At 67.7% G+C, this 22,264-nt stretch carries 22 protein-coding genes, 4 pseudogenes and 1 riboswitch; of the genes and pseudogenes, 14 read left to right on the top strand and 12 right to left on the bottom strand.

From position 1 onward, the window contains the following. Positions 1–137 precede the first annotated feature (137 nt). The 3 genes and pseudogenes from KQY30_RS37510 to KQY30_RS31285 all read right to left on the bottom strand — a co-directional run. On the bottom strand, positions 138–1,220 hold the full coding sequence (locus KQY30_RS37510; protein ID WP_367997451.1) for a helix-turn-helix domain-containing protein: 1,083 nt from the start codon (positions 1,218–1,220) through the stop codon (positions 138–140). A 170-nt stretch (positions 1,221–1,390) separates the two neighbouring features. Beyond that, positions 1,391–1,588 (bottom strand): annotated as a pseudogene (locus tag KQY30_RS31295) (hypothetical protein); the annotation flags it as partial. A 1,081-nt stretch (positions 1,589–2,669) separates the two neighbouring features. Beyond that, positions 2,670–2,947, bottom strand: a pseudogene (locus KQY30_RS31285) (ISAzo13 family transposase); the annotation flags it as partial. Positions 2,948–4,327: 1,380 nt separating this feature from the next. On the opposite strand from KQY30_RS31285, the gene KQY30_RS31280 reads away from it, so the two are divergent. Then, positions 4,328–5,071 carry an NUDIX domain-containing protein gene (locus tag KQY30_RS31280; protein ID WP_217309915.1) on the top strand — a complete coding sequence of 248 codons (744 nt, stop codon included), beginning with the start codon at positions 4,328–4,330 and terminating at the stop codon, positions 5,069–5,071. A gap of 698 nt (positions 5,072–5,769) precedes the next feature. Further along, a complete protein-coding gene (locus KQY30_RS31275; RefSeq protein ID WP_217309914.1) occupies positions 5,770–6,390 on the top strand; it encodes a VanZ family protein in 621 nt (206 codons plus the stop codon). A 61-nt stretch (positions 6,391–6,451) separates the two neighbouring features. On the opposite strand, the gene KQY30_RS31270 is transcribed toward KQY30_RS31275, so the two are convergent. After that, positions 6,452–6,652, bottom strand: coding sequence for a hypothetical protein (locus KQY30_RS31270; protein ID WP_217309913.1), 201 nt, complete (start codon positions 6,650–6,652; stop codon positions 6,452–6,454). A gap of 151 nt (positions 6,653–6,803) precedes the next feature. Here KQY30_RS31270 and KQY30_RS31265 point away from each other — a divergent pair, with 151 nt between their 5' ends. Next, positions 6,804–7,157, top strand: coding sequence for a hypothetical protein (locus KQY30_RS31265; protein WP_217309912.1), 354 nt, complete (start codon positions 6,804–6,806; stop codon positions 7,155–7,157). A gap of 665 nt (positions 7,158–7,822) precedes the next feature. Next, complete coding sequence (locus KQY30_RS31260) at positions 7,823–8,209, top strand: hypothetical protein (RefSeq protein ID WP_217309911.1); 387 nt, start codon at positions 7,823–7,825, stop codon at positions 8,207–8,209. Positions 8,210–8,519: 310 nt separating this feature from the next. Here KQY30_RS31260 and KQY30_RS31255 read toward each other — a convergent pair whose 3' ends face one another. The 4 genes from KQY30_RS31255 to KQY30_RS31240 all read right to left on the bottom strand — a co-directional run bounded on the left by KQY30_RS31255 (position 8,520) and on the right by KQY30_RS31240 (position 11,928). After that, the gene (locus KQY30_RS31255) at positions 8,520–9,347 is read right to left on the bottom strand and encodes a bifunctional 2-polyprenyl-6-hydroxyphenol methylase/3-demethylubiquinol 3-O-methyltransferase UbiG (protein WP_254407393.1); all 828 of its coding nucleotides are present in this window, start codon (positions 9,345–9,347) and stop codon (positions 8,520–8,522) included. A gap of 111 nt (positions 9,348–9,458) precedes the next feature. Beyond that, positions 9,459–9,659: a hypothetical protein gene (locus KQY30_RS31250; protein ID WP_217309910.1), complete on the bottom strand. Its 201-nt coding sequence runs from the start codon at positions 9,657–9,659 to the stop codon at positions 9,459–9,461. A gap of 125 nt (positions 9,660–9,784) precedes the next feature. Further along, on the bottom strand, positions 9,785–10,687 hold the full coding sequence (locus KQY30_RS31245; protein ID WP_217309909.1) for an alpha/beta fold hydrolase: 903 nt from the start codon (positions 10,685–10,687) through the stop codon (positions 9,785–9,787). Between the two features lie 371 nt (positions 10,688–11,058). After that, a complete protein-coding gene (locus KQY30_RS31240) occupies positions 11,059–11,928 on the bottom strand; it encodes an alpha/beta fold hydrolase (RefSeq protein WP_217309908.1) in 870 nt (289 codons plus the stop codon). Positions 11,929–12,086: 158 nt separating this feature from the next. Between KQY30_RS31240 and KQY30_RS37230 the strand changes: the two genes are divergently transcribed. Continuing rightward, the gene (locus KQY30_RS37230) at positions 12,087–12,215 is read left to right on the top strand and encodes a hypothetical protein (RefSeq protein ID WP_302185345.1); all 129 of its coding nucleotides are present in this window, start codon (positions 12,087–12,089) and stop codon (positions 12,213–12,215) included. Positions 12,216–12,709: 494 nt separating this feature from the next. On the opposite strand, the gene KQY30_RS31230 is transcribed toward KQY30_RS37230, so the two are convergent. After that, a complete protein-coding gene (locus tag KQY30_RS31230; RefSeq protein WP_217309907.1) occupies positions 12,710–13,882 on the bottom strand; it encodes a hypothetical protein in 1,173 nt (390 codons plus the stop codon). Positions 13,883–14,228: 346 nt separating this feature from the next. Here KQY30_RS31230 and KQY30_RS31225 point away from each other — a divergent pair, with 346 nt between their 5' ends. The 4 genes from KQY30_RS31225 (at position 14,229) to KQY30_RS31210 (ending at position 17,646) form a co-directional block, all read left to right on the top strand. After that, positions 14,229–14,588 (top strand): hypothetical protein, encoded by a 360-nt coding sequence (locus KQY30_RS31225; protein WP_217309906.1) that lies wholly within the window; start codon positions 14,229–14,231, stop codon positions 14,586–14,588. Positions 14,589–14,950: 362 nt separating this feature from the next. Further along, positions 14,951–16,504, top strand: a complete 1,554-nt coding sequence (locus tag KQY30_RS31220) for an IPT/TIG domain-containing protein (RefSeq protein ID WP_254407392.1) — start codon at positions 14,951–14,953, stop codon at positions 16,502–16,504. A 389-nt stretch (positions 16,505–16,893) separates the two neighbouring features. Beyond that, a complete protein-coding gene (locus KQY30_RS31215; RefSeq protein WP_217309905.1) occupies positions 16,894–17,091 on the top strand; it encodes a hypothetical protein in 198 nt (65 codons plus the stop codon). A 33-nt stretch (positions 17,092–17,124) separates the two neighbouring features. Continuing rightward, positions 17,125–17,646, top strand: coding sequence for a hypothetical protein (locus KQY30_RS31210; protein WP_217309904.1), 522 nt, complete (start codon positions 17,125–17,127; stop codon positions 17,644–17,646). A gap of 10 nt (positions 17,647–17,656) precedes the next feature. On the opposite strand, the pseudogene KQY30_RS31205 reads toward KQY30_RS31210, so the two are convergent. Then, positions 17,657–18,055, bottom strand: a pseudogene (locus tag KQY30_RS31205) (transposase); the annotation flags it as partial. 14 nt (positions 18,056–18,069) lie between these two features. Between KQY30_RS31205 and KQY30_RS31200 the strand changes: the two are divergent. Then, positions 18,070–18,474, top strand: a complete 405-nt coding sequence (locus tag KQY30_RS31200; protein WP_217309903.1) for an NUDIX hydrolase — start codon at positions 18,070–18,072, stop codon at positions 18,472–18,474. Positions 18,475–18,476: 2 nt separating this feature from the next. Here the strand turns inward: KQY30_RS31200 and KQY30_RS31195 are convergent, their stop codons facing one another. Then, positions 18,477–19,070 (bottom strand): hypothetical protein, encoded by a 594-nt coding sequence (locus tag KQY30_RS31195; protein ID WP_217309902.1) that lies wholly within the window; start codon positions 19,068–19,070, stop codon positions 18,477–18,479. A 76-nt stretch (positions 19,071–19,146) separates the two neighbouring features. On the opposite strand from KQY30_RS31195, the pseudogene KQY30_RS36790 reads away from it, so the two are divergent. The 4 genes and pseudogenes from KQY30_RS36790 to KQY30_RS31180 all read left to right on the top strand — a co-directional run. Next, positions 19,147–19,349 (top strand): annotated as a pseudogene (locus KQY30_RS36790) (hypothetical protein); the annotation flags it as partial. 306 nt (positions 19,350–19,655) lie between these two features. After that, entirely contained in the window at positions 19,656–20,309 is a 654-nt protein-coding gene (locus tag KQY30_RS31190; protein ID WP_217309901.1) for an ATP-dependent Clp protease proteolytic subunit, read from the top strand. Between the two features lie 7 nt (positions 20,310–20,316). After that, entirely contained in the window at positions 20,317–20,625 is a 309-nt protein-coding gene (locus KQY30_RS31185) for a hypothetical protein (RefSeq protein WP_217309900.1), read from the top strand. Positions 20,626–20,958: 333 nt separating this feature from the next. Further along, positions 20,959–21,150: riboswitch (cyclic di-AMP (ydaO/yuaA leader) on the top strand. Between the two features lie 4 nt (positions 21,151–21,154). After that, on the top strand, positions 21,155–21,628 hold the full coding sequence (locus tag KQY30_RS31180) for a C40 family peptidase (RefSeq protein ID WP_217309899.1): 474 nt from the start codon (positions 21,155–21,157) through the stop codon (positions 21,626–21,628). A 156-nt stretch (positions 21,629–21,784) separates the two neighbouring features. Here the strand turns inward: KQY30_RS31180 and KQY30_RS31175 are convergent, their stop codons facing one another. After that, complete coding sequence (locus KQY30_RS31175) at positions 21,785–22,216, bottom strand: ATP-binding protein (RefSeq protein WP_046494630.1); 432 nt, start codon at positions 22,214–22,216, stop codon at positions 21,785–21,787. Positions 22,217–22,264 lie beyond the last annotated feature (48 nt).

Here is a 22,264-nt window from a genome sequence, read left to right as displayed (position 1 = left end):
CGCGTCTGCCCCCTGCCACTCCGGGATGGCAGGGGGCGGTCTCGGCATACCTGACCGCTCCTGCGAGAAGCAGCGTAGTTGCCTGCGCAGGTACGACGTGGACAAGCGGTCAGGCGGTCCGAGACCACAGAACAAGCTCAGCCGCAGCCGTTGGTGACGTCCCAGCAGGTCTCCTCCGGGAAGGGATCGCCACCGCCGCCATCATCCTGGGGCGGTGTGTGAGTCGACGCGGGTGGTTCGTACGGGGGCGGCTCGTACGGGGGCGGTTGCGGTGTCCGGGAGCTCGGTGTTGGCTGCGGTTCTTTCGGGCGCGTTGTCTTCCTGTCCTGGGTCGGTTGCACGGCATCCCGTGTCGGGCCGGGTACGGGTTCGTCTTCGTCCTTGGCGGGCTTGAGGACAGTGCCGCTGGATGTCCCATCCGGCCGCCCGGCCGGGGAGCCGCTGGCTGTCTTCTCCGGGGAGACCGTGACCGCCGGTCCGCTCGTTCTGCTCTCCCGCGGCTCCGCGGTGTCGTGGCTGGGGCGGAGAATCCCTGTGGCGGCGGCTGCCAGGACCACGATCGCGGCAGCAACCGTGACGGCCGCGCCTCCCCGCCGGACACGGCGCAGGGCTGCCTTCGACCCCGCTGGAGCGGAGTTGGCTCTCTTCGGCGTGGTGACGGAGCCTTCCCTCACCACATTCCCGGCAAGGAAACCCGGGTCGACATCAGACACCGGCTCAGCGGTCGACGGGGGCGCGACCACGGTCTCCTGGGCTTGCACACCGGCAACGGCGCTTCGGGTTTCGCCTGCCGCTTCGGCAGTTCCAGCAGTATCTGTACCGTCTGCCTCGTCGTCGTGGCCTGCACCGTCCGGGGCTTCTTCCGCCGATCCGCTGCGCGGGCCCTGCCGCGGCCCGTGCGCGGCAGACGGTGCGTCTGCCGGGGATACGAAGTCATTGGCATGCCGCTCGGCCTCGACAGCCAGACGCTTGCGGACCTTCACCCAGGCCTCGACTGTGGCCTCATCACCGCCGCAGGCCCGGACGAAAGCAGGCAGTAAGTCCTCCCGTGGGAGGTCCTTCCTGCTCAGCGCGCCGGAGAGTGTGGCACGCGGCAGCACGTCCCCGACCGCCCCTGCGCGGCGTTCCAGCTCTCGGTAGCTCAGATCCGCCCACTGCCGTAACTGGCGCATGACCGCCACGAACTCCGCGGAGTCCTTGACGTCGTGCGGCCGTGGCATTCCCCCGTCCACGCCGGTCCCCCATCTCTTTTGTCGGAGATCAGTCATCCACGGGCAGCTTAGGAGAGCGGGGCGACGCCGACCTGCCGCACCCCCACCACCGACGTCAGCAACCACGTCCCGGTTGCGCGGGCGTCCTCAAGCGCGCTTCCGACGGATGCGGCGGCACGTCAGTCTTCGTCCGACCGGGACAGGGCTTCGGTGATCAGGCGGGTGGCGGAGTCCGGGTCGCCGGTGAGGCGGTTGATGTGCTCCGCGAGAAGGACGGCGGTGGCTTCGAGGGGAGTCATCTCGTCCTGGGTCCAGGATCCGTACTTCTTGCGCCACAGGCTGGGGCTCAGGCCTGTGCCCGCGGCGATGACCAGGCCTTAAGGTGACTCGGCGACTTCGGTGGCCAGGACCGGTTCGATGCGGTTGATGCCTGGTGGCCGGACTTACTGGTGGGTGGTCAACCGGGTGCCGAACGTGGTGACCTCAATGAGCCCGTCACACGGCTGCAGACGGGGCTTCGAGAGGGCGATGGGGCGTGCGTCGCCGGGGACTCGGATCTCAGCGCTGAGGGGTGAATCGATGACCGGGTTAACGCACTCGAGGGCGAACGAGCTGAGCCAGAACAAGTCAAAAGATGTGCTGTGGCCAGGGGAGAGCACGACGACCGAAGGCGGGCGTAGCTGCGAGCGGACTGTTGTGAGACGCCGTCGTTCGTCCGGTCTCGTTTCCGGCGTCGCGCACGACTGGGTGTCCGGCAACGCCCCGGGGACGCAGACCGCCACGACGTCGGAACCGTAGAAAATCAGGCCGGGCCAGCCATTGAGCCAGCAGGGCGAGTGACCCGCGTTGCGCAGCAGAACCCTGGTGACGGTCTTCTGCTCGTAGTCCTCCGGGAACAGTCCCGGGTATTCGGCCGATGCGCTGAGGTCAGGGGCTGCGCAGTCGTGGATCTCGGGGGTTGTGGGTGTTGGTGTTGTAGCCGCGGTCGTCGCAGAGTGGGTCGGTGCGGCCGTGACGGTGGCGGTGGCGGACGTGCGCTTTGTTGGGGTGGTTGTCGGCGAAGGCGTCTGGATGGGGCTGCTGGTCAGGGCGCTCTGACTCGGGACTTGCCCGTCGGCCGGGTCTGGTACACCGGCTGATGCGGCGCATCCCAGTGTCGTCAGTAGCAGCATGCTGCCGATTGCGTGTCCCCACCATCTCCCCATGCTTCGAAACGTAGCAGCGGGGTCTGTGGTGTTTCGGAGCGGCCCCCGTGCCGGTGGTTGGGAGCGTGCGGTGGTGAGTGCGTCAACCGATGGGTCCGTGGGGATGCGGGCATGTTGAGGATGCCCACCAGTTGGTGGTCGTCCTGAAGCTCTGCGTCGAGAAGGACGGCGACCTTCTCCTTGGCTGACCGTTGGCCAGCGCTGCCGGTTCACTGTGACCAGCAGTTTCGGGACAGCCCTTGGGGCTTGCAGGTCATTGACACGTTGTCTTGATCATGCTGCTGGAGTCGCCACTCTGGGCTCGGACCCGTGCCTGGAGGGCGGTGAGGGCGGAGGGCGGAGTGGCCGTCGGGCGGGATGACGATGCTGTGCGCCTTGGGCAGCTTCCTGATCTTCAGCAGGGTGCGATGTGTAGCGGTCCGACTGCTGTCGAAACAGCACCGCGAGGGGTTCCGCGGCCAGCGCGACCCGCAGGTGAAGGACGGCTGCCAGGACCTGGTCGGGGAAGGCGAGCCGGGGCGGGCGGCCGCGCTAGTGGCGCGGCTCCGGGTCGAGCACGCTGACCTGGCCGCCGCCTCGGACACTGTTTCCGCACCCTCCTCTCCTGCCGATGAAATGCCGACGCCGTCGCAACGGCCTTCCAGTGAGACGGTGGGGATTCCGGTCCAGATCGGCGCTCTGGCCCGGCGTATCAACACCGCCGTACGGGAGAAGGAGACCGCCACGGTCCGCCAGCTGCGGGACACGGCAGAGCTTCAGGTGTCCCGCTGTGAAGGACAAGCACTTGAGCACCTGCAAGGTGCGATCAACCACGCGAACGACTGGCTCGACCAGCAGGACCGCATCCGCCGGGTGCTCTTCGACCGGGTCAACGAGGCGGTCCAGCGCGGGTACGACTTCGAGGTCCGCTCCCTGGTTCCCCAGATCAGGGAAATCCTCCGGCACCACGAGGCCCTCACCCGGGAGGAATCGAGCATCCTCAACGCCGCCAATGCACTCCTTCAGGAGATGCGCCGACGAGCCCTCCGGCCGCAACGGCCCTCGCCACCAGTGCGTCAGAGCACGAAACCAACGCGGGCGGAGAGAAAAGCGCAGCGGACGGCGCTGCCCCAGGCGCGGGGCCTCATCGGCAGACTCCGGGTGAAGGGGCTTCCAGCGGCTGAGGAAAAGCAGCTCATCGGGGAGCTGGCGCCCCTCGCGAAGGCTGCTGGCGACCTTCTGTCGGTGGCGGAACGGCACGACGTGGACGAGTGGGTGAAGAAGCTCGCCGACCCCACACAGTGGCCGCCGGCCGACGAAGAAGCCGCCGCGGCCGCGGAGCCGGAACCGAACTCGTCCGCGGTACCTGGCGGCGCACCAGCACGCCTCGTGCCCGTAGCGGCCGCCGTCCGCGGGGCGCTGAAGAAGGCCGCGCGGGAGCGGACCATCTCGCATGGCCAGGCCGCGCCATTGCTTGAGGCGGTTGATGCACCGGAGTCTTCTGTTGGGAGCGCTGCGCCATCAAGCAGCGTCAGGCCGCAGGGAGTCGCTCGCCTGGTCGCTGGGCGCTTCCGATTGCCGTCCTCATCGATGAGGAAGCCGCGTCGCGCGGGATGCGGAGCGTCCGGCTGGCGCGTTCCGCCCGGGCCCGGTGCTGTGCACGGTGTGTGGTTCGTGTCGGCCAGCCTGCTTTCGGCGTCATCAACGCCTGTGTGGGCGGTGCGGGGCATTCAGGAGAGCGATGCTGAGTCCGGTGGGGCTGTGCAGTGTGGTGTTGCGATTTCGTGTGTGCGGATGAGCCCGGCTTCGCGCAGGACTGTGGCGTGTTCGCTGGCGCTGGCCGGAGAGGCGCTGACAAGGGCAGCGAGCTCTTTGGTGGTGCATCCTGGCAACCCTGTGTGAACAGGGTGTCTTGTGTGACAGCCTGCGGCGGTGACTCAACCCTCAACAGACCCACCCGTTGACGTCATCGAAGCCACCGAGCTCCGCCTCGTCGAAGAGCCACCGCCGCACCTGTCCGCCGAACACCGAGCGGCACGCGACCGCGTCTGGGACGACCTGACCAGCACCAACCCCGCCCTCTTCGACGGACGCGTCGTCGCCTGCACCAGCCTCACCCAGCTGCACCCGCACGAACTCCTCCTCGGCTGGTGCAGGACGTCGTACCGCGCCTTCGCTCTGCGCCGGGTGCCCGGCGCCACCACCCTGCCGTCCCTGTTCGTCGACGTCCTCCAGCCCACCGACGACGGTGCCCTGCTGGTCGCCCGGATGTCGACTGCCACCGCCCACCCCGGCCGCTGGCACCTGCCCGGCGGATCGGTCGAGCCCCCCGACGCCGGCCGGCCCCTGGACGCCGCGTCACTGCGCCACAACGCAGCCCGCGAACTCCGCGAGGAACTCGGCCTCGACACCGATCCCGGCGACCTGACACTGTGGGCCGTCACCCGCGGCGACCACGGCAACAACGGTATCCACTTCACCGCCCCGCCCCGGCCCGCGACGGTCCTCACCGACCGGTTCGCCGCAGTCGTCTCCGCAGCCGCCGCCGTCGGCCAGGTCCCTGAGCTCGAACAGATCACGCTCGTCCACGGACCGGCCGGCCTCAAGGTCCTCGACGGCCCCCACGCCGACTACCTCGAACCCCTCGTCGACCGGTACGCGCGGATACTCCTGTAAAGGGGATCGCCGCAGCACGGCAAAAAAGGTGGGCCGGAGGAGTAGCGGGGGGGCGGAGCCGGACACCGACCGATCCTCAGAGGCGGTTTCGTGCCCAGCGGCCGCGTCGGGGTCACTGGCGGTCCCAGATGGTTGCTTGCACGTTCAGTTCGGAGGGGCCCAGGACGCTCGTCACGGTGAAGTGGCCCAGGCGGCCGTCCCAGGTTCTGAGGCAGGCCATGGATCCTTCCTGAACTGCCAGGGCCTGTCGTGCGAGCTGGTCGCTCGTTTCGGAGCGCTGCTGGGATGCGGGAAGTGCTGGGCCCTCCCATGCGGCGATGGCGTTGCTGACGACTTCGCCGGGGTGGCAGTCGCGCTCCATGCCGAGGTCGCCGAGCAGAGCCTGGGCCGACGGCGTGTTGTCCAGCCACCACAGGTCGGCGGCCGGTGTCCCGCTCCAAGCCCCGTTCCGCGGCCTGCGGCCAGGCCCGCACTCAGGGCTGCTCGGTGGTGGACAGGCGCGCGGGCAGCCCGGGGATCGCCCGGTCTGTCAGGCTGCTGCGGAGTTCGCGCACGGCCTGACCGGGCGAGCCGTGGCACTGCCGCAGCCAGGGGGCACCTCTTCTTGGGTAGCGCTTTCGCCACTTGCCAGCCACCATCTGGGCTGAAATGAAGAGCCCTGGCACCCCTAATTGCATGTAGTGTGCAGAAGCTTGGTGGTGACGCTCGATGAGGAGACCGGAGTGAGTTGGGTCTGGAGGTCTTATGCGGATGAGCTGGCCGTGGCCACGTTCATCGGGATACCTGTTTGCCTTGGAATTGCTTGGGTTTTCCACCGCTGGCGCGGGGCAAGTGAAACAAGGAATGAGGGAGCAAGAAGCATACTGCTGAACGGCTTGATCCTTGCGTCAGTGCTGCCTTTTTTGTATGCTACTTTGTCACGCGGATATGGAATCCAGAGCACCATTAGCCTGGTTCCATTTAGAGAGATATTCGTTTCTTTCAGCTCTCCGCAGGTCGCTCTTTCGGACGTAACACTGCTGAATCTTGGCGGCAACGCCGCTTTGCTATTGCCATTCGGCGCCCTCATCCCAATGCGCTGCAAAAGATTTGCGAGAACGGGGCGGGTGGCCGCTCTCGCCGGGCTGCTGTCGGTAAGTGTTGAAATCGCGCAATACGTCCTGTCCGTTGGCAGAGTTTCATCCGTTGATGACGTGCTGCTGAATACGGTCGGGGCGGTGGTTGGCGCGCTACTGACCCGCCGGTGGTGGCGGCCACGAGACACTGACCGAATGGTATTGGCTGCCACGTCCAGGCCGGTCGTGCGCCGGCATGGGTGACTGGGCAGGGTCTGGCACCGCAGTTGCTGCGGTGCCAGACTCATGGGGTCCTAAAGCTCGATCAGGGGTAGGTAGTCGTACCGCTCAGCCGACGGCTGGTCGTGTCGCCGCTGTCCCAGTTGCCCGTGACTCGGGCATAGAAGTAATAGGTGTCGGCCGGCACACTGGTCCAGCTCGCGGACCCGCCGGAACAAGACACGCTCTTGGTGCCGTAACTCTGATCGCTAGGGAAGGCCTCGCGGTAGAGCGTGATCTGTACCACCTGGGATCCGGCACAGTCCGCGGGACTTTGGCCGCTGGTGTTTAAAACGGCACCCGTCGAAATTCTGTGAGTCCCCGAGTTCACTGCGGTGTAGGTACGGGACTCGAAGCCGATCTGGAAGTCTGCGGTCCAGTTGAACGATCCCGCAAGCATGCCCCTGTCGACTGCGGCAGGTTTCGACCTGAAAACAGAACCATTGTTGAACTTGATGGTTTCCGTGGCACCCCTCTTCGAAACACTTACCGGTTCGAGAGAGGGGGAGCTGGCGGCTTCGGCCGGGACTGCAGACAGGCCGACAGAGGCCATCGCGGCCAGCATGGCCAACGACGCGCCAGTGATTCGCTTCACATTTCTCCTCAGCGGTTTGCGTGGACATGACATATCCACGATCACCCGCTGGTCTTCAAATATCAAGCAATATTTTTCTCTTTCACATCTGGACCGAAATAATCCGTTGGCTGATTCCCGGTTGTTGACCGGATGGAATCTGCTATCTGTGCCATGATCCCTCAAGGGATCAACGGCACTAAAAATGAGGCCCGTTGGCCTAATTCACACAGTCGGCGACTGTTTCACGCCAGAGATATCGGCCGAATTTGATCGAGTGGAGCCGTAACTGAGGCAGGGCGGGCATACGCGACCGAGCAGAACCGCCGCTGGTTCCGGGCCAACCCGACTGGCGCGGCCCCGTCGCCTCTCGGGAGCGCACGGCCCAGTACCTGATGACGACGAGGTTGGAGCAGTTGCGCGAGCAGGCCGCGTGATGCCATCGTCTGCGCGATCATCGGCGACGTCGGCGGATCGGTCGCAGTCGGCCACATAGCCCTGCGATACCAACACCCGACGACGACATGCTGGTCATGGCACTCCACCTGCGCGACCAGGAAATGAGCCTGCGATGCCCTCCTCCGTTTGGAGAAGTCAGTCGGCGTCCGGCCGAGCCCTCCGGCCCAGCGGTCCCGGCAAGGCTCACGCGTCGGTCTCGCGCGGGAGAGCTGGGGACGCGGCTTCAAAGGCCTATGGTTCCGAGGCTGCGCAGCCGCCCGGTGAGCGGCAACAACCCGCAGGGGACAACAGAACAGGCCGAGTGCCGAGGAACTGCAGGCGAAGGAACAGGCCGCCGAGGCCGCGCGCCAGAAGGCGATTGCCAAGGAGTAGGCCGCTGAAGCCGTGCGACAGAAGGCACTCGCCGAGGAAGCCCGAGTCCAGGCGGCGAAGCTGGCAAAAGTCGCTGACGCGGTCCGAGGGGCGCTGAAGAAGGCTGCCCGCGAGCAGTCAACCTCCTCATGGGCGACGCTGCGCAGGCGGCTCGGGTCTGCTCTGCCGCGCCTGTCCGCCGACGAACAGATTGAAGTCCTCTACCAGGTTGACCGGAACACATCGCCGGACGAGCCGCTCCTGTCAACGCTGCTCCCCGTAAACGACCCCGGCATTGCTCCCGCGTTCCGCAAGGCGGCCGCTCGTCTCGGTGTCGACCTGCCTGACGATCCGGGCGACCTCCGCGACGCACTCGATGCCGACGTCCAAAGACTGCACGACCTGTGGCGCCACCGGTAACAGTCAACAACGTAGGTGTTCGCCGTTGCCCCGGTGCGAAGAGGTGAAGAGACGTGCCCTGCAGCCTTGACGATGACGCGTCCAGATGACCGGGCGCCTCAATCCTGGCGATCGGAGCCGCCCCCTGCGGGCAGGGCCGCCCCCTGCATCAGGGCCTCGTTCAGCGCTGGGGTCCACGGCGTCAGCGACACAGGTCGCCGTGAAGAGGGCCTCCGGCAGTTCACCGGATACCCACGGCGTTTTCGGCAGGCAGGCATGAAAGTGTGGTGGATCCCTTGCTGCTGAATCGGCAGGTCCTTCACCACTGGGCTCACTCGGCGCGCTGTCCGACACGGAGGACGCTCAGGTAACGGCGTGATGCTCGGTCGCCCATCCGCGTGCGGATGCGCTCGGCGATTGCGTCGAGCAGGGGCTCACGGACGTCGTGGTCGAGCCTCCGGTACAGCGACAACGAGCGAAGGTGATCGGCAAAGCCGTCCCCGTTGAACCACTGAACGGCCGGGTACCAGCCCACGATCGTCGGGCCGAACAATCCTCCGGGATCGTCGGCCAGGCCCCAGCCCTCGTCGGTGGTGCGCACGTCGTCCTCCAGGGGAGGATGACCCCAGCCGGGATTCCCCGGGCAGAACCGCTCGTGGAGATCGGCGGTCTCGGCATACACCTCCGGCTCTCCCGGCCGGCGGACAACGACGTGGCCGAGCAGTGCCATCCAGCCTCCGGGATGGAGCACGTCGTGCGCCCGCTGCCAGCCGATCGACGGTTCGATCCAGTGCCACGACGACGCGGCCACGAGAGCATCGAAGCGTCGACCGCGGTTGTCCCACTCCTCGAACGTCGACGTCTCGACTGCGACGTTACGGAAGGAGCTGATCCGGTGGCGAGCGAGTGCAGCCATTTCCAGGCCCGGCTCGATGGCGGTCACTGAGCATCCGAGCGCTGCCAGCGAGCGCGTCGCCTGACCGGTACCGCAGCCCACCTCAAGGACCGACGACCTTTCGTCCATGCCGGTGACGGCGACAAGGTCCGCGAACAGCTCGTCGGGGTATCCCGGCCGGACCCGGTCGTAGAGCTTCGGCACCTCGTTGAACACCCGGCCGAGATCGTGTGGATTCAGGCGCATCTTCGGAGCATCAGTCACGGGCGCACAAGCTATGAGGCTCATCCATGGGGATGCTACTGGTTTAACGGCAGCTCCTCGACAGCAGCCGTGCCGGTCTTTTCTGTCTGCTTCGCCAGCATCCGATACTGATCAGGCGGGCGTGGTGTCTGGTGTGCGCACGCCGTGTTCCTGGAGCCAGCGGGTCTCGCGGTGGCGGAACTCGTGCGCCGATTCCGGGGCGATGGCGGCGGGCCAGCGTACGGGTACCGCGGCGACGGCGCCGCCCTCGGCCAGTTCCCGGATCCGCTGCCGCCCTTCGCGGCGGCCCGGATCGGGCTCGCCGCGCGCCACTGCTCCACCAACGCGGCCCGCTTGTTCCGGACGGCGTCGCCGCCCACAAGGGGACAGAGCACGCCCGAGGTTTGTGTTGGCTTGACCGCAGTGGAGAGACTTCACGCGGGGCCTACGCAAGAGCGTCAGCCGCCGGTCTCGTGGAACCATTCACGCAGGCGTTGCAGCAGCCTTTCCGGCTGCTCCTCGGCCATCCAGTGGCCCGAATCCTCGACCGCGCGGACGGTGACGTGCTCGGCAACCTCCGAGAGCATTTTCTCGGCTACGGGCAGGAAGAAACTGGCGGTCCCTCCGAGTCCGAGCACGGGCATCTTCAGCTTGCCTTTCTCCGCCAGGACGCGACGGTTGTCCTCCGCGTCCGTCTCGAAGGCCCGGAACAGTTCGATGCCCGCCCGCATGGCTCCGGGCTGTGTGTAGTCAGCGACGTAGCGTTCGGCGTCCGCGATCGAGATGGCGTCGGGGTTCGCGCTCAGCCGGACGTAAAACGAGCGCAGGTAGGGGAACTCGTGGCCGGCGATGAGCATCTCGGCGGCATTGTCTGCCGCGCCGTGCATGTGGAAGTGCCAGATCCTGTTCTCGCTGTACTTGGTTGTCGCCACCGCACTCTCGTAGCCCTCGGTGCCCGGGATCGGGGCCTCCGAGACCATGAGACGAGCAACCTCGTCCGGCCAGAGGGAAGCGTAGGCATAGCCCACCAGCATCCCGAGGTCGTGACTGACGATAGTGATCGGCTTCTGCACGCCGAGGTGATGCAGCAGCGCCCTGATGTCACCAGCCATCGTCTGTTTGTCGTAGCCGCCCTCGGGCTTCGACGACCCGCCGGCGCCCCGGACATCGGGAGCCACGACGAACCAGCCATCGGATTGTAGAGGCTCGATGATGTGGCGCCATTCCCACCAGGTCTGGGGCCATCCGTGGATCAGTACGATCGTCCGGTCTTTCCCGCCCCTGGCCGGTGAAGTGCCCGCAGTCACGTAGTGGATTCGGACCCCATCGTTCTCGAACATGTTGTGGTGGAATTCCGGCATGGTGATTCTCCTGGTGGGGAGGGCAGTTCCTGAAGAGTTCGATCCGTCGAGCTGAGGGCGGGCTTGACTCTGCTGTACTGCCGCTGGTGCTGCTGCGTGTGGCTTGCCGTTGAGTTTTAGTGCCGGGGATAAGGCCGCCTCGGCGGCCTGACGCCAAGGGCCCCGAACGCCGGACGGGCGCGAATGCCGATTGCAGGAGAAAACTGACAGTCGACCTGCCCACGACAGCGCCGGTCGGACCTGAAGGCCTGCCTGTGCGCCATCTTCTGTGCGATCCCGAGGCGGGGCACAGCGCCTCGATGATGGAGTGCGTTTCTGCGACTTTTGAAGTGCTTTTCTACGACGCCGAACTGATGAGGAGCCAGCTTGCTCTAGGCCTTGCGCACGTGCTCCAGGATGTGCTCGGCCCAGACGTCCGGTGCTTCCAGCGGGCTGAAGTGTCCGGCGTTCTTCACCAGTACAAGGTCGTAGTTGCTGTAGAAGTCGGACAGCGTGTCGCTCCATTCCTGTGGGAAGAGCGGGTCCTTGTCGGGCCACAGGATCGTGATGGGCTTGGAGAACCGGTCCGCGGGATCCGGCTTCGTCTCGTTGGCGTAGTAGGTGATGGGGTTCCCTTCCGGGAAGCGGAACCACATGGCGCCAGCCACGAAGGCACCCGGGGCAGAGTGGTTTTCCACCAGGTGGTCCAGCAGGACGTCCACGACGTCGGAGCCGGGGGCCGACCAGTTCTCCAGGTTCTCCTTCAGTGCGGCGCGGACCGCGTCCGGCTTACCGTCGATGAGATCCTCAACCAGCGTCGTCTTGTAGAGGATCGCGTGGAGGAAGGCGTTGACTGCTTTCTCCTCCAGAATTCTTCTGCCGACCCCCAGGACTGGTGGTGCGATGACCAGAGAGGCAGCCAACTCGGGGCGCTTTAGGGCGATCGTCTGGACTGTGAAGCTGCCGATGTCGTATCCGCACAGGACCGCGTTGGTGATGCCGAGTTCGTCGATCAGGGCGATGACGCCTTCGACCTGACCGGTCAGGGAGTAGGCATTGCCGACGTTTTCCAAGTGCTTATCCGACTTGCCGTAGCCCCGTAGGTCAGGGACGACGACTTCAGCCGCGGGGGTCAGACGGGGTATCAGCTTGGAGTATTCTTTGTTGTCACCCGGGTTGCCGTGTACGAGCACTACGGGCTGACCTTCTCCGGACCGCAGATAGTGCAGCCGAAAGCCATTGGTCGGATTTGAAAAGGGCATGATCTGGCCTCCGAATTTCTGCGGCGGTAATGGCCAGCACAAAATCAAAATGCGGCTCGGGCGCCGCCTGCTCCGCTCGGGGCAATCGTTCCCAAATTACCTCCGCGACGGTAGACGCGCATGTTGGGGGCCACACCGCGCGGACCTCGCCGACGCACGTGTACCAGGACCGCCGCGACTATGTCTGGGACAACTGCAGGGACACCGCGACCCTGCGCAACGACCGCGCCCGGGTCGTCGACAGTCTGTCCTGGGGCCACGGCCACCACAACGGAAACCATCACTGACCCGGACCTGACGCCCCGGGCCTGACCGGAAACCAGAACCGGTCAGTCTGAGGTGGCACTGCTGCACGAGAAGGGGCTCTTCCTCTAAATGAGGAAGAGCCCCTTCTCGTATCGAGCGCCCGGCAGGCCTTGCACCTACATTTCCCGCCGGCTGGCGGACGTCATTCCTTAGACCACAGACGCATGACCCCGTGCGGTGAACCGGAGCTACATCATGATCATACCGTGTTCTCGGAACTCGCACGCGCACCCGCCGGGGCACAGTTCAGCAGAGAGGGCGAAGTCGCCGGCGGTGGCGTGCACAGGCTGCGGGAGCTCTTGCCGCGAACCGGCGAAGCCGCCTCCCTCATGGCTCATGGCTTCATCTTGGCTACACGGATGATGACCGGGGAATACTGAAATCGGCCTGATCGCCGTGGCGGTCGCTCTGATGGTCTCGCCGCGGCCGGCGTGTACCGCTCCGGAGCCCGCGCGGAGGAGACCGGGCGGCGCGATCAGCGATCGTGGTGAAGGGCGACCGCTTCGGCGAAGTCGGCATGGGCGGGTTCGTAGGACCGTGCCGCGACGAGGAACATCGACCGGTCAGTGAGGGCGCGGGCGAGGCGTGCGGGGCTGTCGGGCAGGCGGCGGGCGAGCGTCACACCCTCGTCAAAGTATGGCGTGAACCGCTCCTCGAACAGGTAGGGGCGGTCACCTTCGCGGACGGCCGCGCGGATGCCGATCCTGCGTTGGACGTCGACCAGCTCGGGCAGCCGGTCGGCCTCGCGCAGTTTCGCCGCCTCCGCTTCGAGGCCCGGCAGCATGCCGAGAAAGCCATCCCGCACGTCGCGCGACCATCCGAGCTCCGTGCCGAACGGCGGCATCGGGGACTCGGAGCTCGCGGCGGGTTCGGCTGCCCGCCCCGACAGGACAAAGAGCGTCCTCCACCACCCGAGGATGCAACTCCACTTCTGCGGCTCACCTGTGGTCGCGAGTTCCTCCAGGACACTCAGGGCCTCTCGCCGGGCGGCCGCGGCACTCGCCCCATCCCCGACGGCCTCCCGCATCCGGGAGAAGTGAACCAACTCCCAGGTGAGTATCGCCAGAGCGGTGCGCTGCTCGGCTGCCTCGCGCCGGGTTTCCTCAAGGAGTTCGCGAAAGACGGTCGATGCGGCGTCGTGCAGCCCGGCGCCCTCCAGGTTCGCCGCCCGCCGCACCATGGTCCAGAAGGAGTGTTCCGGGATTCCCCTCCGGGTGGCCTCTTCGTCGAGCTCCGCAGCTTCCCTGAATCGCCCCTCCTCGGCGAGAATGCCGGCCAGGGGCTCGATTCGGCCGGCCTCGGCCAGCTCCTCACAGATCGCGCGTCCTTCCGCCCTGCGCCCGAGGGCGAACAAGGAAGTCTGGTAGGCGTCCAAGGCCCGGCGCAAACGCCCCGCCCGGTTCGGCGCCCCGACCTCTATTCTGCGAGCGGCCCGGGAAGCCTCGGCGGCCAGCGCGATGTCCACCTTCGGATCCCGGCTCTCGTGGCGCAGCGCGAGCAGGGCGTCGACCAGCTTCGGCACGTACGCCTTCGGACTCACCTCGGCCAGGACCCGGTACGCGTCAACCAGCTCGGCTCGACCCGGTCGGCCGGACCCCAGCAGCAGCACGCGGGCCCGCAGCACCGCGTCATGATCGATCGTCACCATTCCCCCTGTCTCCAGATGACGCACAGAGGAGATTCTGAGAGGCGGGGAACGGACCGGACAAGCCTCGCGAACTGTGGGTTCCGTCCTACGAAAAACGGCGCTGACCTGTCATGATGGACATGCTTTCGTCCTGAATCCTGAGCGCGGAGCCGCACCGAACGCCTCGCGCACGGCGAGTCGGTGGGCCCGGGTTCGCTTGGCGAGTGGTTGCTGCGCCTCACGTGGTGCGGCCCAACCGCACGGTGGCGACCGTACTGACGTGCCTCGCTGACCGCTCCGTCCGCGCGCGGCAGCGTGCCAGACGAACGCGCTTGAGGTGGGCCGTTCAGCCCGGCACACTCGCCCGATGAACGAGAGCGCAGAGCCGGGCAGCTGGGACGGCCCCTGGTATCGCGTCCACACGGAACGGTTCGAGGCCGCATTCCTACCGGAAATGGGCGAGGACTTGGACACCGTGGATGACATCGACGTCGAGGTACGGCTGGGGGACGGGTCCCGGTGGAGCGCAACCATCTGCACGGTTGCCCACGTGGAGACCCTGATGAAGCGGTGGGCCGCGAGCGGGGAGGCCCTTGGCGGGCGCTACTTCTGGCGCTCGGACGGTCTCATCGTCCGTGATGCCGGTATCGGCAACATGGTCCAGGTGCTTGCGGGCCTGATCGACAATGGCGAGTTCACTCAGATTCTGAACCGACTTGATGACTGAAGCCGCCTGACAAGCCTCACCGGCTCGTTCTGAAACGATCAGTTAGGCAGGCTGGGTGTGGATCCCTGTGGGCGGGGACGGAGAAGCCAGCGGCGGGCCGGCCGCTGTCCGGTCCGGATATTCGGCGCTGTTCCGGGTGAGTACGGGTGATCCGGACGATGGTGACGACTTTCCGGTCATGTCCAGTGTTTCGGTCGGCGGGGTTGATGCCTGCTCCATGAGGATTGCCCCGGTCTTGCGGTCCCGGCGGCCCGTTGCCATCGGGGTCGCCGGGGACCGTACGGGACCGCCCCGGCGGTCGTCGCGGGCCGTTCGTGCTCCGCCTTCGGGCCGTGGGCCCGTGGGGAGAGGGGACCGCAACGATGCAATCGACCACACGGCCAAAATCCCTGTATGCCCGGTGGCGCCGCAGGACCTCGGCAGCCACCGCAGCCATGCTCGCCGCGACGGGCCTGGTCGCCCTGACCGGACCGTCCGCGCACGCGGCGCAGCCCGGCCGCACCACCGCCTACGTCACCGACTTCAACGGCCGGGCCGTATCGGTCGTCGACACCGCGACCGGCACCGTGACCGCGTCGGTCCCGGTCGCCGGCTACACGCAGGATGTGGTGGTCAGCCGCGCGGGCACCACCGTGTACGCGGCGACTGCGCTCGCGAACACCGTCGCGGCCGTCGACACCGCCACCAACACTGTCAGCGCCACCGTCCCGCTCGCGGGCATCCCCACGGCGCTCGCCCTGAACGCCGCGGGCACCGCCCTGTACGTCGCCGACACCACCGCGCACGCCGTGGAGGTCGTCGACACCGCCACCGCCGCGGTGACCGCGAACGTGCCGATGCCGATCGCCCCCTACGGCGCCGTCGTCAACCCGTCGGGCACCGCCGTCTACGTCGCCACCGCCAGCGCGGGAATCACCAAGGTCGACACCGCGACCAACACCGTCACCGCGGGCATCCCCGCCGCCAACACCACCAGCGTGGCCCTCAGCCCCGACGGCGACACGCTCTACGGCGCCAGCCCCTTGAACAGTGGCGTCCACGTGATCGACACCGCCACCGGTACCGCCACCGCGTTCGTCGGCGGCCTCGGCAACGCCCAGGGCGTCGCCGTCAATTCCACCGGTACCACGGTCTACGTGACCGACTCGGTCAACGCGACCTCCAGCGTCCCCGGGTTCCTCTACGCCATCGACACCGCCACCAACACCGTCACCACCGCCGCCAGCGGGCTGAGCAGCCCCAACGAGCTCGCCCTGCACACCATTCCGGCGCCCGAGGTCACCGGCGTCACGCCGAACAGCGGGACGACCGCCGGCGGCACCGTCGTGACCCTCACCGGAACGGATCTGAACGGCGCGACCGCCATCACCTTCGGCGGGACGCCTGCCACCGGTGTGACGTGCTCGGCGACCTCCTGCACCGCCACCGCCCCCGCGCACGCGGCGGGCACGATCGATGTGCGGGTCACCACCCCCGGCGGCACCAGCTCCCTCACACCGGCCGGTGAATTCACCTACGTGGCCCCGGCCGCCGACGTCGACGTCGATCTCTCCGCACAGCCGCACCTGGGCATCCTGGTGCCGTACCTCACCTATACCCTCACCGCCCGCAACACCGGACCCGACGCGGTCACCTCGGCGACCGTCACCGCGTCCCTGCCGCCCGGCGCGGCCGCCACGAACCTCCCGTCCGGCTGCACCGCCTCCCCCTCCACCGTGACCTGCACCTACGGTGCGATCGCCAACGGCAGCAGCGTGGACAAACAGTTCCGCGTCCCGCTGCACCTGCTGTCCCTGGGTCAGGTCACGGTCACCGGAACCCGGACCGCGTCCGCCCCGTCGGACCCGAACCCGGCCAACGACACCGCGTCGGCCACCTGCACCGTCGTCTCCGTCATCCTGACCACCTGCCCCTGAACCACCACAGCCTGCGGCCAGCCGGAACACCAGCCGGCCGCAGGCCCGCCCCAAGGCCGTCGGGGTCCGGGGTCGGAGGGCGGTACGGGGGGCACGGAAGCGGGCGGGTCCGGGCCGCGCGTGCGTACCAGGATCCCGTTGGTTTCTAGTACTCCTCGTGACCGCGTCCCGCTGGTCGCCCCCGCACCGTGTGCGGGGTCAAGAGGGACGTCTTCCTGGTGCTCGACCTACCCGGGGACCCCCTCCGCGTGCGATCCCCCCGCACGCCCGATCCGGAGGAAACGCCATGCCTGCTCCGACCGTGCCGACCGACCCGCCCGCCCCCCGAGCCGCCCTCGGGGACGCAGCCGCCGACGCCCGCCCCGGCCCCGGCCGGGCACCCGACCGCCATGGCGCTGCTCGCGGCCCTGGTGGTGCTGCTCGTGTGCACGTTCCCCGCCTACCTCGCCTACGAGCACCCCGCGATCAGGGAGCCCCTCGGCATCGCAGTCGGCGTACTGGGGGCGCTGGGCGCCGTGTACAGCGCGCTGCGCCCGGTGAAGCAGCACGGCGGCCGGGTCAGCAGGGGGCCTGAGGTGGCGGACTAGGGCGTGTGTCGGAAGTGCTCTAGGTTGACTGACGTGAGTGGGCGGGGGCGGAGTTATCGATATGTCGGGCCGGTCGAGCTGAAGGCTGCGGTCCGGCCTGGCGACGGCGGTCGTCGGATCGGTTCGGCGGCTGACTTCGGTGGTTGGATCGTGGAGCAATCGGCGGTGGAACTGGCCGAGCCGTTCACCTTCGTGGTCGGTGTGGACGGTGTGCTTCGGCTGGCGCCGCGGCGAAGCGAGCATGTGGCCTGTGCCGGCGGAGACGTGGTTCTGAGTGCCGGCGAGATCAGCTTCATACGCGAGGCAGACCGGTGGACGGTGAGCGAGGTCAGTAACCAGTCCACCGGCTATTGCCCGGATGTGGCCTCCTGGGCGGAGGTGGCCCGCGCTCTGGACGCGGTAGGGCTCCGGCGACCCTCCGGCTTCACCCACGAGGTGGTGTTCCGGCGGTGCCCCGACTGCCAGGAGCACAACATCGTGCGCGAGGACGACTTCGTTTGCGTCTTCTGCGGGAGCGATCTTCCCGCCGCATGGAACGTGGATCCCACCGGGTGACGGTCGAGGGTCATAGCCACTCGTTGATGGCAGCGACGAGGACGGTCGCCTCGTAGCGAACGGCGAGCTTTTCGTAGCGCGTGGCGACAGCGCGGTGTCTCTTGAGTCGGTTGATCCCGCACTCGACCGCATGGCGCCCGCGGTAGTCGACCGGGTCGAAGCATGGCGGTCGGCCGCCGCGGGAGCCGAGCTTTTGGCGGTTGCGTGCCTGGTCGGCCTTGTCCGGGATGGTGCAGCGGATCCGGCGGCGGCGCAGGTAGGCACGGTTCTTCCGGGAAGCGTATGCCCTGTCGGACCGTACGCGATCAGGGCGGACGCGTGGCCTGCCCGGCCCGAGTCGGGGCACGCGAACCTTCTGCAGCACTGGCTCGAACTGCGGCGAGTCTCCACGCTGTCCTGCCGTGACCATGATCGACAGCGAGGATGTCGCCCACTACGGCCGCCCCGGGTCGCTGGCAGCTGCCAGGGGGGTTTGTGGAGCCTCCCCAGGGCGGAGCGGTGCTGGATGAGTCGGCGCTGGTCGGCCAGGCTGTGCGGGAGCTGGTCGAGGAGGTGGGGACCAGTGCGGCCTCCGAGGACCTGAAGCTGTGGGTGGTCACCCGCGGTGAGAACGGCAGTGTCGGCCTGACCTACCTGGCGCCGGCCCTTACGGAGGCAACGTTGCGCGTGGACTTCGACGTCGCTGCGGCAGCTGAGCGCGCTCAAGGCCGTGAACCTGAGCTCGACGGCATCGCCCTGGTGCGTTCGCCGGACGAACTGGCCGCTTTGGCCGGTCCGCACGCGGACTACCTGGAGCCGATCGTCCGCCGCTTCTGCGGGCGCCGCTGAGGTCACAGGCCGCAGAGGAAGTCGCGCCCCCGTTCGTCGAGTTCGGCCACGCACCGCAGGCCGCGGGGCCGGAGGCGTGCGAGGTCGCCGCGCATGCGGAAGACCGCTTTACGGGTACGGACCGAGCGGACACCGCCCATGTGGTCCATGCCCCGGTGCCAGGTGGCGCACGCCTGCTCGATGCTGCCGCGTTTGAGGTGCATCTCGGCGCCCGCGACCAAGTCCAGGGCGACGATTCGCGCATAGGTGCCCGCCGGGCGGGCCGCGGCGGCCAGCGCGTACTGCTCGGCGGCGGCCCGGTGATCTCCCAGGGGCTCGTGGACCTTGGCTGTGCGGGAGTACACCGATACGCCGGGCGGGCCCCGGGCCAGCGCCCAGAACGGCACCTCGTCGCCGGGAGCGGCGGTCAGCAGGGTGCGGGCGTGTTCGGCCTCGGTGAGAGCCCTGCGGCGTCTGCCGTTCTTGGCCAGGGTGTGGGCGTGGACGACGCGGAAGAGGGCCTCGGTCTGGGCGTCGACCTGCCCCTTGGCGCAGTTAAGGCCGGTCTCGGCCAGGCCCAGGCAGTGCTCGGGACGGTGGAGCTCGAGACCCTGCATGGCCATCGTCGTCGATCCCCGCCCGGCTCGGACGGCGGATCAGCTCGCTCGCCAGCTCGACCACGGACGCCGTACGAACCAGCGCCACCTGCTCCACGCCCTGCGCGAGTTCGAACAGCACTACAACTCCCACCGGCCCCACCAAGGCATCGCAGACGCCCGCGCCCGCTGCACCCCCTGCCTCCGCCGATCACCGACCCGGACGCCATCGCCCACCTCGACATACGCCAACGCGACCGCCTCGGCAACACCCTCCACGAGTACCAGCATGCGGCCTGAACCGCACGGACGAGATTCTCGGCAGGGACAAGGCCACGTGAGCGCGCCGTTCACGAAGCGCGTCTATGTCCATCCGAGCCCCGAGGACCTGCGCGCCGCCTCGGATCACCTCACGGTTCTGCTCGGCTTCGAGGGCGACGCGGCTGCCTGAACATACCGGATGGTCGTGAGAGAAACCTGCTTCACGATCAGCGTAAACACGGTCTGACCTGCTGTGATTGTGGATCACTAGAATCTGCTCCCCATCAAACGACCTGTACGTCCTGTACATTTTTTACGTACCAGAGTCCTGTGGAAAGGTAACCGATGCACCGTCCTTCGGCCCGCTATGTCCTGCCCGAGTTCACCGAGCGCACCTCCGGCGGGTTCCGCACGCTCGATCCGTACTCCAAGCTCCTGGACGAGCGGATCATCTTCCTCGGCACCGCCGTCGACGACACCGCCGCCAACGACGTGATCGCGCAGTTCCTGCATCTCGAATACGCCGCGCCCGACCGGGACATCAGCCTCTACATCAACTCCCCGGGCGGCTCGCTCAGCGCCATGTCCGCGATCTACGACACGATGCAGCTCGTCACCTGCGACGTGGAGACGACCTGCCTCGGCCAGGCCGCCTCCACCGCCGCCCTCCTGCTGGCGGCCGGCACGCCCGGGAAGCGGATGGCGCTGCCGGGCGCGCGTGTCGTCGTACAGCAGCCCGCGATCGAGGAGCCGGTCAGGGGGCAGCCGTCGGATCTGGTGATCCAGGCGGAGGAACTGCTGCGGCTGCGCGCCGTGCTGGCGTCGCTGCTCTCCCGGCACACCGGTCAGAGCGAGGAACGCATCACCGAGGACATCGAGCGGGACCGGATCTTCACCGCGGCCGACGCCAAGGCGTACGGTCTGGTCGATCACGTGGTCCAGAACCGCAAGACGTCCCTCACCACGGGACACCCCTTCGGTTCGCACGGCAGGCGGTGACACGCCGATGCCGCCACCCGAACCTCCGCCGCTGCCGGCACTGACCCGCGCCGAGGGGGACTTCGTCGACAGCTTCCTCCAGGTCGTCGATCTGCTGGGACGGATCAACCCGGCACGCGGCTCGGACACCTACAGCGCGCTGCGGGCGGCACAGGCGCTGCCCGCGCAGGCCACGGCCCTGCGGGACGCCCTGACGGCGATGCACATGCGGGGCGAGACCGAGCTGCACAGCGCGACGCTGGTCCGCGCGCTGCGGGTGCTGGACGGCCAGCGGCGCGCCGGGCGCGTGGCACTGCCTCCCGAGGTCATCGAATGAGCCCCGACACGCCATGACACCCCGTCCGTTCCCGTATGGAGGGCGTCCGTACGGGAACGCTTGGCCCGTACGACGTACGACACGACGGGACACACGGGGGGAGTCAAGTTGCGCAGGGCGGCCGGACGCGCGAAGCGCACCCCGGCTGCCTGCAGGTACGGCACTCATCGGGGTCCGGAGCCCCGGAACGACACACCGCTCCGCCACCCGTTTGGAACAGGCGTGACGAACTTCACATAGCGTCGTTTCTCCTCGGAATTCATCTGATTACGGGCCAAGATCCCTGGGACGACAAGCCCCCGCCATCCACGGCGGGGCGGTCCGGGCGGACGCCGAGTCCTGCCGCCGTTCCGGATGACTGGTCGACAGGAGTGGATCGGCAGGAGTGGAGGACCCGAGCAGTACGGGACGGCCACGCAGTCCGTTACGAGGCCGTCTCTTGGGGTGAAGCCGCTGACGCGGCCGGGCATCTTCGCCTGTCCGAACCCGACAGGTCATCCTTCACAGGCGGCTGACGAAGGGTTGCGCGATGAATGCGCAGACAAATGTCCCGTCTCTGTTGTCCCGGGCCGGTGCCGTGTCGGTCCTCACCATCGCGGCGGTCGGCGGCACGATACTGGCGCCCGGCGCCACGTCCGAGGCCCAGGCCGCCACACGCGCGGCCAAGGCCCTACGGGTGGCCGCTTCCAAGGCGGGCTCCCCCTATCAGTGGGGTGCCACCGGGCCCCATCGCTTCGACTGCTCGGGCCTGACGCTCTACTCGTTCAAGAAGGCGGGCAAGAAGCTCCCGCGCACCGCCCACCAGCAGTACAACAAGACGCGCCACATCCCGGCCTCCCACCGGCGCAAGGGCGACCTGGTGTTCTTCCACTCGCGAGGCTACGTCTACCACGTCGGTATCTACGCCGGACGCGGGAAGATCTGGCACTCGCCGAAGACCGGTGCGCTCGTACGGCTCGAACGCATCTGGTCCCGGAACGCCCTCTACGGCCGGGTGAACTGACCGGCACGACATGCCCGGACCGGCCGGTGCGCGCCCGGCCGGTCCGGGGAGTCCCCCAAGCCGTACGAAGCAGCCAAGCCGTACGAAGAAAGCCGCACCAGGAAGACCGTACGAGCAAGGCCATACCCGCAAGGCCGTACAAGAGCCTGACGCGGATCAGCTCTGGACCGGCACCGTCCAGGGCAGTGCGATCCAGACCGTCTTGCCACCCTCCGCGGTCGGCGTGACCGTCACCTGTCCGCCGCCCTCCGCCGTCAGCGAGCGGACGATCACCATGCCGCGGCCATTGTCCTGCTGCACGGCCGCAGGCAGCCGCTGCGGCCAGCGGGGATGACTGTCCGTCACCCCGACCCTGAGCTGTTCGTCCCGGTCGAGCACGATCTCCACGGTGAAGGTGGGCGACTGGCCGAAGGTGTGCTGCACGGCGTTGGTCGCCAGCTCCGAGACGATCAGCCGCACGGCGTCGGCCGTCTCGGCCTCCCCCGGCAGACCCCACTCGGTCAGCAGGTCCGCGACATATCTTCGGGCCGCCGGTACCGACGCGGGATCGCTCGGCAGCGTGATGGATGCTTCCTGATGGTCTGCCATGGCGACGCCGTCCCTTTCCCGCCGGACCTGACTCCGGCGCAGTACGGA

This window comes from Streptomyces sp. GMY02, from assembly GCF_019056675.1.
Taxonomy (GTDB): Bacteria; Actinomycetota; Actinomycetes; order Streptomycetales; family Streptomycetaceae; genus Streptomyces; species Streptomyces odonnellii.
This window is presented reverse-complemented; position numbering and strand designations above follow the sequence as displayed.

Bases quoted from the DNA above. Each gene is read 5' to 3' on its own strand.
- KQY30_RS37510 (WP_367997451.1), bottom strand. From the start codon at position 1,220: ATGCCACGGCCGCACGACGTCAAGGACTCCGCGGAGTTCGTGGCGGTC.
- KQY30_RS31265 (WP_217309912.1), top strand. From the start codon at position 6,804: ATGCCCCTGTCGACTGCGGCAGGTTTCGACCTGAAAACAGAACCATTG.
- KQY30_RS31245 (WP_217309909.1), bottom strand. From the start codon at position 10,687: ATGCCGGAATTCCACCACAACATGTTCGAGAACGATGGGGTCCGAATC.
- KQY30_RS31240 (WP_217309908.1), bottom strand. From the start codon at position 11,928: ATGCCCTTTTCAAATCCGACCAATGGCTTTCGGCTGCACTATCTGCGG.
- KQY30_RS31230 (WP_217309907.1), bottom strand. From the start codon at position 13,882: ATGGTGACGATCGATCATGACGCGGTGCTGCGGGCCCGCGTGCTGCTG.
- KQY30_RS31225 (WP_217309906.1), top strand. From the start codon at position 14,229: ATGAACGAGAGCGCAGAGCCGGGCAGCTGGGACGGCCCCTGGTATCGC.
- KQY30_RS31220 (WP_254407392.1), top strand. From the start codon at position 14,951: ATGCAATCGACCACACGGCCAAAATCCCTGTATGCCCGGTGGCGCCGC.
- KQY30_RS31215 (WP_217309905.1), top strand. From the start codon at position 16,894: ATGGCGCTGCTCGCGGCCCTGGTGGTGCTGCTCGTGTGCACGTTCCCC.
- KQY30_RS31200 (WP_217309903.1), top strand. From the start codon at position 18,070: ATGTCGCCCACTACGGCCGCCCCGGGTCGCTGGCAGCTGCCAGGGGGG.
- KQY30_RS31195 (WP_217309902.1), bottom strand. From the start codon at position 19,070: ATGCAGGGTCTCGAGCTCCACCGTCCCGAGCACTGCCTGGGCCTGGCC.
- KQY30_RS31190 (WP_217309901.1), top strand. From the start codon at position 19,656: ATGCACCGTCCTTCGGCCCGCTATGTCCTGCCCGAGTTCACCGAGCGC.
- KQY30_RS31185 (WP_217309900.1), top strand. From the start codon at position 20,317: ATGCCGCCACCCGAACCTCCGCCGCTGCCGGCACTGACCCGCGCCGAG.
- KQY30_RS31180 (WP_217309899.1), top strand. From the start codon at position 21,155: ATGAATGCGCAGACAAATGTCCCGTCTCTGTTGTCCCGGGCCGGTGCC.
- KQY30_RS31175 (WP_046494630.1), bottom strand. From the start codon at position 22,216: ATGGCAGACCATCAGGAAGCATCCATCACGCTGCCGAGCGATCCCGCG.